This window comes from Salinibacterium sp. NK8237 (assembly GCF_015864955.1).
GTDB lineage: Bacteria > Actinomycetota > Actinomycetes > Actinomycetales > Microbacteriaceae > Rhodoglobus.
Genome location: NZ_JADYWE010000001.1, coordinates 1,700,415 through 1,718,799, shown reverse-complemented (window position 1 = coordinate 1,718,799; position 18,385 = coordinate 1,700,415). Strand labels below are relative to the sequence as shown.

The 18,385-nt window shown below is 59.7% G+C and carries 4 protein-coding genes; 2 read left to right on the top strand and 2 right to left on the bottom strand.

The window, feature by feature from the left end; translation table 11 throughout:
- The first annotated feature begins 288 nt into the window (after positions 1 to 288).
- Entirely contained in the window at positions 289 to 7,557 is a 7,269-nt protein-coding gene (locus I6E56_RS08260; RefSeq protein ID WP_197137263.1) for an SdrD B-like domain-containing protein, read from the top strand.
- A gap of 328 nt (positions 7,558 to 7,885) precedes the next feature.
- A complete protein-coding gene (locus I6E56_RS08255; RefSeq protein WP_197137262.1) occupies positions 7,886 to 15,187 on the top strand; it encodes an SdrD B-like domain-containing protein in 7,302 nt (2,433 codons plus the stop codon).
- 82 nt (positions 15,188 to 15,269) lie between these two features.
- Here the strand turns inward: I6E56_RS08255 and I6E56_RS08250 are convergent, their stop codons facing one another.
- Together I6E56_RS08250 and I6E56_RS08245 are read right to left on the bottom strand one after the other, a co-directional pair.
- Positions 15,270 to 16,637 (bottom strand): glycoside hydrolase family 16 protein, encoded by a 1,368-nt coding sequence (locus I6E56_RS08250; protein WP_197137261.1) that lies wholly within the window; start codon positions 16,635 to 16,637, stop codon positions 15,270 to 15,272.
- Entirely contained in the window at positions 16,637 to 18,307 is a 1,671-nt protein-coding gene (locus I6E56_RS08245; RefSeq protein ID WP_197137260.1) for a glycosyl hydrolase family 18 protein, read from the bottom strand. The genes I6E56_RS08250 and I6E56_RS08245 overlap by 1 nt, the downstream gene beginning before the upstream one ends.
- Positions 18,308 to 18,385 lie beyond the last annotated feature (78 nt).

Here is an 18,385-nt window from a genome sequence, read left to right as displayed (position 1 = left end):
AGAGATCGTCGGGGGATTCAGCGGCATTTGTTGTTTCCTGTAACGAAGCACAAATAGATTCAGTTCGGAACTATCCGTGCAAACGGGGACAATTCGGGGTACATTTGGGAGCAGTAGACCTTGTCGTACACCTCACCCACTGAAGTAGGCGATTGGTCTCGTTTTTTGCAAACGCAGTTCATGCTGCGCGGACTCGTACTCTTCATCTGCATCTCCGGCCTAACCCCCGACGATTGTTGATTCGTTCGATCTCCATGACCAACGCACCCACACCGTAAGGCCATCTTTGTGAAGCTTTTTCTACGCCCTCTGCTCGTTGCCGCTCTGATCGCAGCGAGCATCACGGTTCCCGTCTCGGCAGCAACAGCGGCGGGCGATCCCGACGTGCAGCTCGATCGGGCGGTTAGCGCTTCGACGCTGTATGGCAGTGATGTCTCGGTGACGCTCTCGGCACAGCAGTCCTCGGTGCCCGCGATTAATTCTTACAACTTGACGTTCACTGACGTGCTCCCTGCCGGGGCAACGCTCACCGACTCCAGTTACCCCGTCAGTCAACAAATCCCGCTCCCCGGCGGAGCGACGAAGCTCATCTGGGACAACGTGGCCGACCTCTCGGCAGGGACCGTTGTGCCGCTGACGTACTCGTTTTCTTACGACACGGCCATATATGACGTGGATGACACGTTCACGAGCACTGCTGAGGCGTTCGTTAACTCCAACCCTCGTGTTGTGGTGGAATTTGATCCCACCACCGGTGAAGTCGACGAAGACACGCGCACTGGGTGGGACACGGCAGAATCGTCAACCACGGTGATCCCGTTTGAGCTGACCAAGGGTGAGCCGAGCACCGAATCAGAACTTTTGCGCGGTGTTCACGACTACAAGTCTGTCTACACGCTGGAAATCACAAATAACAGTGTCACTAACAGCACCAACTTCTCTGTCGTCGACTTTCTGCCAGCCGGGCTCGAATTTCTCGGCTGCACGACCCAAGACAACAGCACTGCAGGCACCGAAGAGTATGCCGGCTCGGGGCGTATCGATGACACACCGCTCCCTGCCGCGGTGAACTGCAACGGGTTCGTGCCCACGACGTCAACGGTGACAGTCGACCCAGACGGTGCCGGGCCGCTCCCCAACGATGTTTATACCCGTGTGGAGTGGGCTTCCCTCGGCACGATTGCCGCCGGAGCGTCTCTCACGATTGCCTATGCTGCAGCGATCCCGTTGCGCGAAAACGTCGCCGCTTCGGGCGAGGCCACCGCAAACCTCGACAACAACACGGGAGACCTCACCACTGACGAGCAAGAGCTCACCAACTACGCGGCCGCGACCGGCACCTACGGCGCAGCGGAGTACACGGATGATGCCACCGCCACCGTGACGGCCGAAGACGTGGCCATCCAGAAGTCTGTCGACCAAGACTCAATTGCACAGGGTGGCACGAGCGTATGGTCGCTCGATTTCCAATCCTCGGAGTACGCGCTCTCCACCAGCACAATTAGCGTCATCGACACCATTCCTGATGGCCTCAACTACGACACAAGCTCGCTCACTCCTGAATCCGTTGTGACCAACGCTGACGGCACGATCACCGTGACCTGGAATGCCGCAGCGTTCGCCGCGGCATCCGCGTCGGGCACCATCACGCTGACCACGACCACGCGGACCGACTACCGCAACGGTGGCGGTCCGGTGAGCTCGAACGACTCGTGGACGAACTCGGTTGCTCTTGCCGCGACTGCAGATGTCATCACCGACAGCGATGCGAACACGACCGAACTGACCGTGGTTGACGAGTCCAGTGCCGGTCAAACGGCGCTGGGTATCACCATTGACAAGCGCGTCGCGGAGCCGGCAGATGTCGCTACAACCTGCGGCGCTGAAACAGGCTTGGTGTTTAGCGACACCGTCACCGGTCCTTTCCACCCTGGTGATCTGGTCTGTTACGAGCTGACCGTCGATTTCCCCGGAATCTTGGACACGCTCGAGGCCACCGTTACCGACTTCCTGCCTGCAGGATTCACCTACGAAGCATTTGAGTACACGCCAAACAGCACCATCACGGATGCTGATGGCATCGACTTCACCCACACCGCCGGCTCGTCGTTGCTGAGCTGGGACATCGGCGAGGTGGATGCTGCATCCGAGTTCCAAGTCTTTATTGCAGCGCGGATCTCTGATCCGGCTGCGGTAACGGATGGGTCGATCGTCGCGAACATCATGAAAATGACCTATGAAAATAGCGCAGGCGATGTATTCCAGTTGCGTGACCAGGCTGATACCGAGCTCGAAAAGCCGATCGTGAGCGTGGCCAAGGGAATTACGGAGCTCAACGACGCTGCGATCCCTGGTGCCCCCGTAGACGCGGCAACCGTGCAGGCGACTGACCGCCTAACGTACTCGGTCGTTGTTGCCAACACGGGAAGCCAAGCAGCAGAAAACATTTCGGTCCTGGACAACCTGCCGAGCCTGTTGGAGTGCTCCGATATTGAAAACATCAGCCCGGATGGCGACTGCATAGCAGGATCCCCGGACTCCATTGAGTGGACAATCCCGGGCCCGCTGGCCGCAGGTGACAGTTACACCGTGACCTATGACGTGATCACCCCTGCCGATTCTTCACTGGGAGACGAGTTCCTCAACACTGCTGGCGTTCTCTCCTACGACGGAGACACCAATAACGGGGATCCTCAGGAGTACATTCCTGAGAACAACATCGATCCCGCGCTCGAAGACGATGCCAACAGCGACCCCGCCAAGGACACGGCTACGGCAAACGTTGACCGCCCCACCGTCGAGAAGACCGCGACAACGTCGATCGATGACGTGGGAAACAACGCTGGCGCCGAAGCCACGATCGGCGAGCTCATCACCTACACGGTGACGACCACGATTCCTGAAGGCGGCAGTGCCTACAACGAGCCTGCGGTGACTGACGTCATTAGCGATGATCTCGCGATTGTCGATACCCCCACGTTTACGATCAACGGTGTCGATGCGGGGGATGCGGATGTTGATGGGCAACTCGTTACAGCACCTCTCGGTGCGACCTATGTGAACGACGCTGGCAGCGGAGATGACATCGTCGTCCTGACCATCATCGTGCGGGTGCTCGACACTCGGGAGCCCGACGCTAGCGGCCCGGTCCGCGGTGACACAGTCTCTAATGACGCCACCTTCACGTGGGATCGTGTTGATGGCGGAAGCGACTCCGGCGTGAGTGACAGCGTGACGACCACGATCGTTGAACCTGACATCGCTCTGGATAAGGCCAGCAACGCTGTGGCTGGCCAAGTTGTCGCAGGTCAACTCGTTGAGTACACCCTCGAGTTGAGCAACAGTGGCGGTGCCGGGGTTTCGACCGCCCATGACACCATCGTCGTTGACACCCTTCCGGACACCGTTCAACCCATCGACGAAGAAGGCGACCCCGTCTCTGGCGACCAGACCCTTCCCGGCGGTGGCGAATGGGTTGAACTCGACCGCACCATCACCTTCACGGTCGCGAGCCTTGCTCCCGGCGCGTCCACCATCCGGAGCTACACGGTCGTCGTCGACGACCCGCTTCGTGGTGGCGCCACCATCGTGAACACCGTGGATGCCACGACAACGTCGATCGCCGGCACTGATCCTGACGAACGCACCTCCGATTCAGCGCTCGGCACTGAGGCTGGTGGCTATCAAGACTCCAGCATCGTGACGCTGCAAACACCGGGAGTTGACGTCAACAAGACGGCAACCCCGGCAACACGCACGATCGGTGAAGTTGTTACCTACACGGTTGAGGTGACGATCCCGAAGAGCGTTGTTGCCGACGACACCACGATCATCGACACGATGCCGGCCAACGTGCGTTTCGGGGAGTTCCTTGACTCTGTGTGTGACCAAGAAGGTGCCCCCTGTGCGGCAACCACCGAGGTTATCGGTGCGCCAAGCGCGACGGACCGCACCATCGGTTTCTTTATTGGTGACTTTGATCCTGCTGCGGCAGAAGACCGGGTCATCACGTTCCGCTACACGGGGATCGTGACAACGGCGGCGACAGACGGCAGCACGCTCGTCAACACTGCGTGGCCCTACTGGAACGACACGAACCTCATCACGGGAACTCCGACGACAGTGCCAGAACCGGAAACGTTCGATGCTGACGGAACCCCGTCCACTGCGAACACTGACATCGTCGAACCGACGCTCACGATCGATAAGAACGTCGATGGCCCGGCTACTGGCCCGGACACCCGTCGTGCGCAGCCTGGTGACACTCTCGATTACTCAATCATCGTGACCAACACCGGCACCTCGCCCGCCTACGACGTTACGGTGACAGACACTCCCGATGACCGCGTTACCGCGTTCACCAGTACAGATCCGGAGGGTGTGACAAACACTGACTCCGACCCCTCCGATGGCACCTTGAGCTGGACAATTGCTGGCCCGCTCGAGATCGGCGACTCCGTCACCATCACGTATTCCGTGACGATGCCGCTTCTCGACGAGACCGATGAAAATGTGGATTCGGCCGAGGTCGTCAATACCGCAGACATCTCGCAATACTTCGGCGTTCCTGCGGCTGGCCGCGATCCGTCGATCGACTACAACGACTACGACAACGTGACTGAAGATGTCGTGAGCGTCGAACTCGATCTCGCTTCAATCGGTGACTACATCTGGTACGACGTCAATAATGACGGCGTGCAGGATGCTGGCGAGCCTCTCCTCGAAGGCGTCGGTGTGACCGTCGTGTATCTCGGCGCCGACGGCATCTTCGGTACTGCTGACGATGAGACGTTCACGACCGTTACCGACTCGCTCGGTGAGTACCTGGTCGAGAATCTGCCGGGTGGGACCTACCGTGTGACTGTGGATGCCTCCACTCTGCCCGCGGGCATGACGCCGAGCTTCGACCTTGATGGCGGCGCTACAACGCCCAACGGTGTCTGGCAAGGCTCGCTCGCCGAGGATGCGGCAAAGCGTGACGTCGACTTCGGTTACACCGGCACCGGTTCGATTGGCAACTACATCTGGTTCGACCAGAACATCGACGGCGTTCAAGATGCCAATGAGCCTGGTCTCCCCGGCGCGACCGTCACGGTTGTCTCCGGCGGGCTCGATGGTGACCTCGCAACCACGGCGGATAACATCACGTTCACGACGTCGACGGATGCCAACGGTCAATACACGGTGAGCGATCTGCCTGCAGGTCCGTACACCGTGACCGTGACTGACTTGCCCGCGGGATACGTGGTGGTCTCTGATCCGAGCGGCGGAACGAGTTCGACATCCACGACGTCTCTGACGGCGGGCCAGATCCGCACCGATCAGGACTTCGGGTACAACGGCACCGCATCCATCGGCGACTACGTGTGGCTTGATCGCAACAACGATGGCGTTCAGGACCCGACCGAGCGCGGAATCAACGGCGCTCAAGTTCGGCTGACGTGGTTTGGTGAAGATGGCGTTGCTGGCGGTGGAGATGATGGGGTGTTCCTCACAACGACTGACTCCTCCGGTGCTTACCTCTTCCCGAATCTGTTGCCGGGGGAGTATTCGGTCGAAATTTTGGGCGGTCTGCCTGACGGGGTTGAAAACAGTTTCGATCTGGATGGCAACAACGATTCGCAAACTTCTGTATCGCTTGCCCTCGGAGAGGCGATCGACGATGTCGACTTCGGCTACTTCGCTGACTCCGTTATTGGCGATCGTGTGTGGTGGGATGTTGACGCCGATGGTGTTCAGGATCTAAATGAGCCTGGACTGAGCGGTGTCGACATTCGGGTCACCTACTTCGGAGCTGACGGCGTTGCCGGTGGAACTGGTGCTGACGCCGACGACTTCTATTTCGCTCAGACCGACGCTGAGGGCGACTGGATCATCATCAACATTCCGGACGGTGAGTACCTCGTCGAGGTAATCGGCGGTATTCCTTCTGGATTTGCGCCGACCTATGACGACGACAGCGGAACGGTTGGTCCCGACGAGACTTCGGCGATCACACTTGACGGCTCCGATCTCAATCAAGACTTCGGTTACACCGGAGATTCCAGCATCTCTGACACTGTCTGGCTCGACCTCAACAACGACGGCGTCGAAGATCCGGGTGAGCCTGGTCTGCCGAATGTCGACGTGACTCTGGTCTGGTTCGGGCCAGATGGCGTAGCGGGTGGCGGCGATGACCTCACATTTGTGGAAACTACGGATGCTAACGGCCAGTACCTCTTCGATGGTCTGCCTGAGGGCAACTACTCGGTGACTGTTGACACGGCGACTTTGCCGGCGGGCCTGCTGCCGACATTCGATGCTGATGCTGGCACGAACCAACCGACGCCAGGCACTCCAGCCTCTGGTGTGGACGCTGACTCCACGACAGCCGTAGCGCTCCCGGCGGGAACAGACCTCGAAAACATCGACTTTGGATTCGCCGCCACTGGTTCGATCGGTGACACGGTGTGGCTCGACCAAAACGGGGATGGCATCCTAGATGACGGCGAAGCGGGGATACCCGAGGTGGGCGTCACTCTGACCTGGGCTGGCCTTGACGGCATCCTCGGCAACGCTGATGATGTGGTCTCGACCACGACAACAGACGTCGACGGAAACTACCTCTTTGAGGGTCTGCCCGAGGGACTGTTCCTGGTTGAGCTGGATAACCTTCCCGCGGGAGTCGTTGCAACGGCTGATCCCGACGGCGGGTTCGACAACGCGTCGCAGCTCATCCTCTCCGCTAGTGAAGAGAACCTCGATCAGGACTTCGGCTACGCCGGTGACGCTGGCGTTGGCGATCTGCTCTGGCTCGATGTCGACAACGATGGAGTCCAAGGAACGAACGAGCCCGGTCTTGCTGGCATTGTGATCACGGTCACGAGTCCCGGCGCCGACGGTGTGTTCGGCACCGACGATGACATCATCATCACGACAACAACGGATGAGAATGGCAACTACCTCGAAGAGGGGCTGCCGGCCGGAGAGGTGCAGGTCTCCTATGACCCCACTACTCTGCCGGAAGGCTACGTGCCCAGCGCGGACCTCGACGGTGGCGACCTGTTCGACACGACGACCACTCTCACCGCGGGCGAGACTCGCGATGACGTTGACTACATCGTGATCGGAAGTGCCACCCTCACCGGTGTTGTCTTCGATGATCCTGATGGGGATGGCATCCGTGACAGTGGAGAAGTGGGCATTCCGAATGCAACGGTCACTGTGGTGTGGGCTGGACCAAACGGTCCCGTCACGATCACCGTCATCACCGACTCCAGCGGCGAGTGGGTTCTGACGAACCTGCCTGCGGGAACCTACACGGCAACCGTCGACCTCGACACGGTCGACTCGGACTACCGACCGACGACGGGAACGTCGTCGACGGTAGAACTGCCTGCCTTCGGTTCGCGTTCCGTCATCCAGGGACTCACTACGATGTTGCTCGCCTTCACCGGCACCAACATCGCCTCGGGTGGTGCGCTCGCAGTGCTGCTCCTACTGGCAGGGCTACTGCTCTTCGTTCCGAGAAAGCGCGCTGGCAGCACAGAGAAGCGGGCGCTGACGTCAGGTAAGTAACAGGGATTCACGAAGAGGCGCGGTGAGTGCGCGGGACTACAAGTCCTGTTCGCACTCACCGCGCTTTTCTGCGTTGAGAGGGTTTTTCGCGGTGGGCACCCGTAGTCCACACTTGTGCCGACAAAACGGGTGACGTAGACGCGTCTGTGTACCCCTCTATGTGGGCTATTGGGGGGACTCGTGGCCAATTAGGGTTGAGTACGGTCTACCCGACGAACCACCCGACATCGCGTTCGTCTTGAGCGGCCCAACCCGACACCACCCGAATTAGCTTCGGCCTGCTCCCGAGATTTTTGCAGGCCCAAGGTCAATCCCGAAGGTCTTACCCGTGAAGTTTTTGCTGCGCTCATTGCTTGTTGCTGCCCTCTTAGCCGCCGGAATTACGGTGCCTGCCGCAGTCGCAACTGCCGCCGAGGCAGACATCGCCGTTGACCTCGACCGCCAGGTGAGCGCATCAACATTGTTCGGAGACGATGTCTCCGTGACGCTCACGGCACAGCAAACCTCGGGAACTAACGCCTACAACCTCACGTTCACCGACATCCTGCCCGCGGGAGCAACGCTCGTCACCAACTCCAGCTACGGCGCACCGCAGCAGATTCTACTGTCTGACGGCAGCACCAAGCTCATCTGGAACAACGTTGCTGACCTCTCGTCTGGCGCCGTCGTTTCTCTGACCTATTCGTTCACCTACCCGACGACGGGCACGTACAGCGTCGGCGACGTCTTCACGGGTACGGCGGAAGCGTTGGCCAACACCAACGAGCGCACGCTGGTGAAGTTCGACGCCAACACCGGTGACGTCATCGAAGACTCACGTGATGTCGGCGGAGCCGCAGAATCAAGTACCACGCTCGTTCCCTTCGTACTCGACAAAGCCGAGCTAACCACCACGGAATCTGAACTGCTGCGCGGTGTGCACGATCACCAGACGGTGTACGAACTCACCATCACCAACAACGGTGTGAACCCCAGCTCCGACTTCACCATCACCGACTACCTACCAGCGGGCCTAGAGTTCCTCGGGTGTGAGGCCGCCGATAACAGCGCAGCCGACACTGAGGAATACGCCGGGTCTGGTCGCATCGTTAATTTCCCCAGTGCGGTTGATTGTGACGGCTTGGTCCCGACCACGAGCACCGTTGTGGTTGACCCTGATGGAGCTGGCCCGCTCGCCGAGGCCGTCTACACAAAGGTTGTGTGGACTATCGATCGCGAGCTCGCGGCCGGCGAAGTAGTGACCATTGCCTATGCCGCTGCGATCCCGCTGCGGGAAAATGTTGCGTTCGATGGCGAAGCGACCGCGAACCTCGACAACAACACGGGTGACCTCACTCATGACGAGCAAGTGCTTACCAACTACGCCGTAACGAGTGGCACCTATTCCGGCGATGGTGAGAGCTATAGCGACGATGCCACGGCCACCGTCACGGCAGAAGATGTCGCCATTCAAAAGACTGTCAACGTGGATGCCATCACTCAGGGCGCCGAGAGTATCTGGACTCTCGACTACCAATCGTCGGAATATGCGCTTTCCACGGGAACCATCGTGATCACTGACACGATTCCCGACGGACTCGAATTCGAAGGCAGCAGTCCCGATCCGATCTCCGGGCCCACCTACAACGACGACGGAACGATCACCGTGTCGTGGGATGCAGCAGCGTTTGAGAAAGCATCCGAAGTAGGAAAAATTGAGGTCTACACCTCGACGCTCGCCTCCTACCGCCTCACAGGCGCCGGCGATGTGGAGCGTCCCGTCAGCTCGAACGACTCGTGGACGAACACCGTAGACCTCACGACCTCCACCACCATCATCACCGACAATGACGCCACGACTTCAGAGATCGAGATTCTCGACACCTCAAGTGCCAGCCAACAGGCCGAGGGCATTACCCTCACCAAGCGGGTCGCTGAGCCGGTAGCCGCGATGGACGACACGTGCGACACGATCAGCACACTCGATTTCAAAGATGACGTGGCCGCTGGCGCCTTCCACCCCGGCGATTGGGTCTGCTATGAGCTGACCGTCACGTTCCCGAGCCAACTCGACACCCTCGACAACGTCGTGAATGACTTCCTGCCGGCCGGTTTCACCTTCATCGACTACGCCGAGACCACGCTCAACAACGTTGAATCGACCTTCGTGCCGGTAGTTGCTGGCGACCCGTCTCGACTGCTCACGTGGAATATCGGAAACGTTGACAAGGGAACAACGTTCCAGGTTCTCGTCACCGCCGAGATCACTGATCCTGCGGTCATCTCCGATGGCGACATCACGTCGAACCTCATGAAAATGACGTACAAGAACACGGCCGGCGATGTCTTCCAGCTGCGTGACAGCGCGGACACTCTCGTCGAGAAGCCCATCCTGGCGCTTTCCAAGGGCATCACCCAGGTTGACGGCGAGGATGTCTCCGGTTCGCCGAGCAAGAACGTCACTGTTCAAGCGACCGAAGTAGTCACCTACGAAATCCTCGTGACTAACGATGGCGGCCAAGACGCCACGAACGTCGAAGTCTGGGACACTCTTCCCGATGTGTTGGACTGTGCTGACGTCGTCGCAACGTCACTCGGTGACGGTTCTTGTGACTCCGGAATCATCACGTGGAAGCTTGACTCGCTCGCCAAAGATGAGACCAAAACCCTCACCTATGACGTGACAATCCCGGCGAATTCTTCGGCTGGCTACAGCTTCAAGAACACCGCAGGCGTTCGCGTGTATCAGGGTGACGCCAACACGGGAACACCCACCAACTACTACCCCGTCGATAACATCGATCCGACAGTTGAACCGCTGGCCAACAGCGTCGAGGCGATAGACGAGGCGATAGTAAAGATTGCTAGCCCGACGATCGTCAAAAGCGCGGTCACTTCGGTCATTGACGACGACAACAAGGTCGCTGAAGCAACGATCGGTGAACTTGTCACGTACACGGTGACCACGACGATTCCGCAGGGTTCCAGTGTTTACAATCAAGCGGTTGTCACTGATGTAGTGAACTCACGCTTGCTGCTTGTCGGTACGCCGACCTACATCCTGAGCAACAGCTCAGTAGGAGCCAGCGGTGATGCAGTGGTTGGCGCGAACCAATCGGTTACTGTCGCGCTGCCAACGCCCTACGAGAACTTGCCCGATAGCGGTGCCGACACCGTCGTTCTCACGATCACGGCACGTGTTCTTGACGCTGCTGGTCCGTCACTCGGAAACACTGTCAAGAACTCCGCTACCTTCGCTTGGGAACATGCCAACGGCGCTCAAGCATCTCCGATTACAAGCAACGAGATCAGCACGCTCATCGTCGAACCCCGCATCGCCGTGAAGAAAACAAGCGATGACAGCGACGGCATTGTCGAGCCAGGCCAGCCGGTGACCTACACGGTTGCAGTGAGCAACGGCAACGGCGGAAATGTGTCGACAGCGCACGAGACTGTTGCCGTAGACAAAGTCCCCGATTCCGTTGAACTCGTCGATGCTCTGGGCGATCCTCTTGAAGACGGTGACCCCGTCGGAGCATATGGAATCTGGCACGAGTCAGATCGCGAGATCATCTTCACGCTGAACGATATTCAACGAGGCGAGACTGTCTCGCTCAAATACGACGCCAAGGTTATCGACCCCTTAGTGAGTAATTCAGCGATCTCCAACACGGTGGTTGTGACCACTACTTCGCTTGACGGTGCGGCCACCGGTGAACGCACGTCGACGTCCGGCAAGACTGGTTACCAAGCCTCGAGCACCGTAACGCTGCGGGCGCCCTCGATCGGCGTCGCGAAGACTGCGACGCCCTCGAGCCGCACGATCGGTGAAGTGATCGATTACACGCTCGTTGTAACGATTCCTAAGGACGTTATCGCCTACCAAACAACGATCATCGATCAGATGCCAGCGGATGTTCGCTTCGGGTCATTCACGAGCATCGAGTGCGATGAAGCTGGCAGCGACTGCACCGGAATTTCCGAGTTGCCCAGTGCGGCAATGGGGGGAACGCCGGCGGCAGGCGATCGCAGAATCGGATTCGACCTCGGCAACGTTGACGCCGCTACAGCAGACCGTGTCGTCACCATCAAGTACTCCGGCGTTGTCACTACCGCAGCAGAGGACGAAGACACCCTGAGCAACACTGCCACCCCGCGGTGGAACTACACGGACAAGACCTACACCGGCTCAGCAGCTGTGCCTCCCAACAGCTTCTACGACACTGCAGGCACCCCGTCAACCGCAGACGTGAAGGTGACCGAGCCTGCGCTGACGATCAGCAAGGTCGTTGCGAGCCCGGCTGGCGAAACCGATGCGCGTCGCGCCAAGCCAGGTGAGACTCTCACCTACACGGTCGTGGTTTCCAACAAGAACGGCACCTCGCCCGCCTACGACGTAGTGGTTACTGACACTCCTGACGTTCGCGTCACTGACTACAAGTCAGACGCTATCGATGGAGTCGTGGCAAGCACCGACAACGGAACTTCCGCGGGAAGCCTTGAGTGGACCATTGCCGAGATCCCCACTGGCGGCTCGGTCACGATCACGTACACCGTGACGATGCCCCTCAACAGTGCAACCGTTATTGCGAACCCGACTGTCGTCAACACGGCTGACGTCACAGAGTACTTCGGTGTTCCTGAAGATGACCGAACTGTTCCTGCGGACTTCAAGACCTACACCGACGTCGAAGATGACACCGTCACTGTCACGCTCGATGTCGCCTCCATCGGAGATCGCATCTGGTTCGACATCAACAACGACGGCACCCAAAATGACGCAGAAGCCGGTGTCGTTGATGAGCCCGGGATCGCTGACGTAAAGGTCACCGTGCTCTATGCGGGTGCGGATGGCGACTTTGCGACAACGGACGACAACGAAACCTACTCGGCAGTGACCGACAGTAACGGTGACTACCTTGTTTCCGATCTTCCTGGTGGCAACTACCGCGTGACCGTTGACGCTGCCACCCTGCCAGCTGGCATGACCGCAAGTTACGACCTCGACGGAGGGGCTGACACCCCGAACGGCATCTGGCAAGGACCTCTTGCCAGCGACGCCGAGAAGCGCGACGTTGACTTCGGCTACACCGGCACCGGTTCGATCGGTGACTTCGTCTGGTTCGACCAGGACAAGGATGGCGTTCAAGACTCCAACGAGCCCGGCCTACCCGGCGTAACTGTCACGGTTGTCTCTGGTGGCCTCGATGGCGATCTCGCTACGACCGACGACAACATCACGTACACAACCACGACGGATGCCGCTGGCGGCTACACGGTAGCCCTGCTTCCTGCAGGCCCGTACACGGTTACGGTCAGCGGAGCGCCGACAGGGTTCGAACTTGTTTCCGACCCCATTGGTGGAGCAGATGCGACCTCGAACGTTATTTTGGGAGCTGGCGAAGACAACGAAGACCAGGACTTCGGCTACGCCGGAACCGGTTCGATCGGCGACTTCGTGTGGCTTGACCGCGATGGCGACGGCGACCAAGACTCAGGTGAGCCCGGCATCGTCGGCGCAACCGTTGAGTTGACCTGGCTTGGTGCTGACGGAGAGCTCGGCGGTGACGACGATGCTGTATTCGTCACGAAGACCGACGCTGACGGTAAGTACCTCTTCCCGAACCTGCTGCCCGGAGACTACTCGGTAGCTGTCACGGACGGCCTGCCCGAAGCCGCGGTCGCAAGCTACGACCGCGACGGCAACAACGACTCGGTGACTCCCGTGTCGCTGGCTCCTGGCCTGAGCATTGACACCATTGACTTCGGCTACGACGTGACCTCCGTCATCGGAGACCTCGTGTGGTGGGACGTAAACAAGGATGGCGAGAAGACCGCTGATGAGCCGGGGATCCCTGGTGTGGGCATCCGCGTCACCTTCCTCGGCGCCGACGGGGTTCTCGATACAGACGACGACGGCGATGACCTCATCTTCACGGCAGAAACTGACGAGAACGGCAACTGGGCGATCACTGAGATCCCTGACGGTAACTTCATTGTCGAGGTAGTGAGCGGTGTGCCTGCAGGCTTCGCCCCGACCTTCGACAACGACAGCGGAACGACGTCACCTGATCAGGTTTCTCGTGTCACCCTGGTCGGCTCTGATCTCAACCAGGACTTCGGCTACGTCGGCGATTCCAGCATCTCAGACACCGTTTGGCTCGACCTTAACCAGGATGGTGTCCAGGATGACGGCGAGCCCGGCCTGCCCGATGCTGTTGTCACCCTCGTCTGGTTCGGCCCGGATGGTGTTGCTGGCAACGGCGATGACGTGACCTTCACCGACACCACCGACTCCACCGGCAAGTACTTCTTCGGCGGACTGCCTGAAGGCAACTACACCGCAACGGTCGACACCGAGACTCTGCCTGCCGGAGTGACGCCGACGTTCGATGCGGATGCTGGCCCCAACCAGCCCACCGAGAACACGAAGGCTTCTGGTGTTGGCCCGAACTCGACCACTGCGATTGCGCTGCCGGCCGACACCGATCTCGACAACATCGACTTCGGTTATGTCGGAACGGGCACGATCGGTGACACCGTCTGGCTTGACCAGAACGGTGATGGCATTGTTGACGACAGCGAATCTGGCATTGCTCAGGTTCTCGTGACTCTCACCTGGGCTGGCCTCGATGGCATCCTTGAGACTGAGGACGATGTCGTGAACACGCAGCGCACCGACAGCGAAGGCAACTACCTGTTCGAAGATCTCCCCTCGGGACTCTTCACGGTCGCCCTGAGCGAATTGCCTGCTGGCCTCACTGCTACGGCAGATCCGGATGCTGGTTTCGATGACACCTCCAAGCTCACCTTGCTTGGCGCAGAAGCGAACCTTGATCAGGACTTCGGCTACCGCGGCGACGCGGGTGTTGGCGACCTGCTCTGGCTCGACGTCAACAACGATGGGATTCAGGGCGAGAATGAGCCTGGTCTTCCCGGAATCGTGATGACTGTCACAAGCCCCGGCACCGACGGCGAGTTTGGCACTGACGACGACCTCATCGTCACGACAACGACCGACGAGAACGGCAACTACCTCGTCGAGGGACTGCCGGCTGGCGAAGTGAAGGTCTCCTACGATCCCACGACGCTGACCGAGGGCTTCGTGCCCAGCGCTGACCTTGACGGTGACGTGCTCTTCGAAACGACGACCGAACTCATTGCGGGCGAAACTCGCCTCGACGTTGACTTCATCGTGGTCGGCAGCGCAACGCTCAACGGTGTTGTGTTCGACGACCCGAACGGCAACGGAGTTCGTGACAGCGGAGACAAGGGCATCCTGAACGCCACGGTCAACGTGGTCTGGGATGGCCCGAATGGTCCGATCACGATCACGGTCGTTACGGATGAGAACGGTGCGTGGGAACTCACCTCGTTGCCCGCCGGAACCTACACGGCAACTGTCGACTTGGATTCGGTCTCGGCCGACTACCGCCCATCGACGGGAACAACTTCAACGGTCGAGCTGCCTGCCTTTGGCACACGCTCGGTCATCCAGGGTCTCACGACGCTGATGCTCGCCTTCACGGGATCGAGCATTGCGCTGGGAGGCTTGCTCGCGGGACTGCTGTTGCTCAGCGGACTGTTCCTTCTCTTGCCTGCACGTCGGGTGCGCGGCGGAGAAAAGCAGCCGCAAATAGCGAGTAATTAGCAGCACCAGAGAGTTGACGCGGTGAGGGGAAAGAGTTCACATCTTTCCCCTCACCGCTCTTTCTATTTCTCAGCGTCGCTGGTTACCAGTTCCACTTTTGATTGACCCCACCACCGCACTCCCAGATTTGCAGAGGCGTTCGATTTGCTGAACTCACGCCGCGCGCATCAAGGCAGGTGCCCGAGAGAGCGCTGACGATGTCGCCGCTCGCCGAGTTGAGATACCACTGTTGAGCGGCTGTTCCGTTGCACTCAAACAGCTGAACTCTGGTGCCGTTAGTGGTGTTAGCTGCCTCCACGTCAAGGCACTTGTCGAACGCACGAACGGTGCCGTCAGAACGGATATCCCAACTTTGGGCATCCGTTCCATTGCAGGTGTAGAGCTGCACTTGGGTGCCATTGTTCGTGTTGGAACCAGCCACATCGACACACTTTCCGCCGATGCCGGTGATGGTGCCTTCAGCGCTGTCACCGCCAGTGCCGCCGTCGCCGCCCGCAGAGCCACTGCGAGAGTAAACGCCGACATAGTCAACGAGCATCGGTGCGCCCGAGGTCGTGGCCGCTGTCGGGCTGCCCGGCCACACGCCACCCATAGCGACATTCAGGATCACAAAGTAGCCATGATCCGTCGCGTTCGCCCACGTCGTAGCGTCGACAGCGTTTTCATTGATCGTGAAGTAGTTCTCACCGTCGGCGTACCACCGGATCTCTTCTACGTCACCCGAGCGATCCCATTCCATAGCGTAGGTATGGAAACCGGATGTTGCTCCTGGCAGGTTGTAGGTGCCGCTTGCCAATCCGCCTGGCTCGTTACACGGGCCACCGGGCAGCGTTCCACAGTGCAAAGCACCATGGCTGCTTTCGCTGCCGTTTACCGCTTCGAGGATGTCGATTTCGCCGATTCCGGGCCAACCGTGCGCGGCTGTGCCCCGAGCTCCTTCACCGAGCATCCAGAACGCTGGCCAATAGCCTTGCGCTTGGGCGCCCGAAACGCTCGGCTGCATGATGGAGGCTTCGACTCTCAGCACTCCGTCGGCCGGAGGTTCAAAGTCGGTGCGTTGGGTTTCGATGCGACCAGAGGTCCAGTTGCCTGCGGCATCCCGGATCGGCTTAATCGCAAGGTTTCCTTCACCATCCTGATAGACGTTCTCGGTGCTGTCGGTCATGTAGGCAATCTCGCCGGTGCCCCAGTTGTTGGCGCCACCCGGATAGCCGTGTCCGATGTCATAGAGCCAGTCGTCAGTGTTGAGTCCCGACCCGGCCGGGCTGGTGAAGTCGTCTAGAAAAACGACATCCCAGCCCGACGCGGGAGCGGGGGCGCTCGCGGAGGCGGGTGCCGCACCCACGAGCGCCGTGCACGCAACAGCGGCTACCAGACCGTAGGTCGCCAATCGAGAGCGACGGTTGTTGCGTGCAAGCTGCACCTCACCAGTTTTCGTTGTAGTTGTCATTACTGGCGCCACGGTCCCCACTGGTCAGCACCGGGCACGTCGCCCAGCGTCCACCAGCTTGCGGTCCAGACTGAGCCGCCGTAGCTGACGGTGTCACCCTTGACGTAGATGGCGACACTCGACCATGCTGCGGCGCTGGGATCTGTGGGGTCAGTCGGATTCGTTGGCTCGGTCGGATCTGTGGGATCCGTCGGTTCGGTTGGGTCCGTGGGATCGGTCGGCGTGACCGGTCCGGGTTGGGTTACTGGTCCGGTGGTTGCTGCGTTGAGACCGTCCGTGAGCGTTTTCGCGAGTGAGCCGTCCTTGTTGCCGGAGAGGTCCCACCACATGGCACCGCCGAGGCCCGTCTCGATGATGTAGTCCGTTTTGGCTGCAACCGACTTGGCGTCGTCATACGACCACCACTGGTTGCCGTCGTAGCGCCACGACGCTCCGGCTACCGGGTCGAAGTATCCGGTTCCGAGGTCTTTGATGACGTCGTAGTTGTTGTTTCCTGCCTCGGAAACTCCACTGGCGGCACCGGATGCGGGTCCCCACGGTTCACTCGACGAAGCTCCTTGCCAACCGCGGCCATACATTGCGAGCCCGATGCCGAGCTGCGATGGCGCAATTCCGGCATCCGTGTACTGTTCGACCGCTGATGAGACGCTGTAGCCGCCTGTGCCACTGGGGTTCTTGGGGTCGGGATACAAGTTGCCTTGATGCCCAGTTTGACCAGAGGTCCACGCCCCGGTGAAGTCGTACCCTTGCACGTTTCCAAAGTCGAGGTAGTCGAACAGTTCGGGATCATTCCAGCCTCCAGACTCGATGTCTGAAGCGTTTGCGGGAAGGAACGCGCTCAAGGTGTAGTGCTTGCCGGTTGTTTCGCCGTAGGCATCGAGCTGCGTACGGAATTCCTTGAGGAGCAGACGGAAGTTGTTGCGGTCGTTGACAGTGTCAACGGTGTTTCCTTCGAGGCCATTGTTCGACCCTGGCCATTCCCAGTCGATGTCGATGCCATCGAACACTCCTGCTGCGGCCCCGTCGCCACCTCGGCCGTCAATGACGGGAAGGTTGCCTTTGATGTAGAGGTCAATGCAGGAAGACACGAGGTTCTCGCGAGAGTCAGCGGTTGCCGCTGCTGCCGAGAAGTTCTTCGACCAGGTCCACCCACCGATCGAGATGATCGGCTGAATGTTGGGGTTCTCTTCTTTCAGCTGCTTGAGCTGGTTGAATGAACCGGCCAGCGGCTGGTCCCACGTGTCGGCAACGCCAGAGACTGAGTTTGCTGCGGTGTAGCCCATTCCGAAGTCGGCCCACGCATCCCCGGCACCGTCAGATCCGGTGGAGCCTGAGCCTTGGGCTTGCTGCCCGATAAAGCATTCGAGGCTTTCGTTGTGGATGTTGCCGAAGGCGTAGTTGATGTGGGTGAGCCCGGCCGCGGCTCCGGAATCTTGCAGTTGCTTCAGTTTGAAGTCGCTCGAGTAAACGCCCCATTGGGGGAAGTAGCCGACGTTGCGGTAGCCGTTGAGGGCTGTCGGGGTTTCGTCGGCCGCGGCCGCGGCGGCGGCGAATGCGCCCGTCTGCGGTGCCGCAGTGGCGGCGGGGGCAATAAGCGCGCTGGCGAACACCGCGCTCGCAGCGGCGAGGGCGATGCCGGCGAAGCGTCGAGATGATCTCTGATGAGTCATGGAAAATGTGCCTTCCTGATGAATGAGTGTTATCGAAACGTAACAATCATGAGGAGGGATAGCGTCAGCAGAATCCAC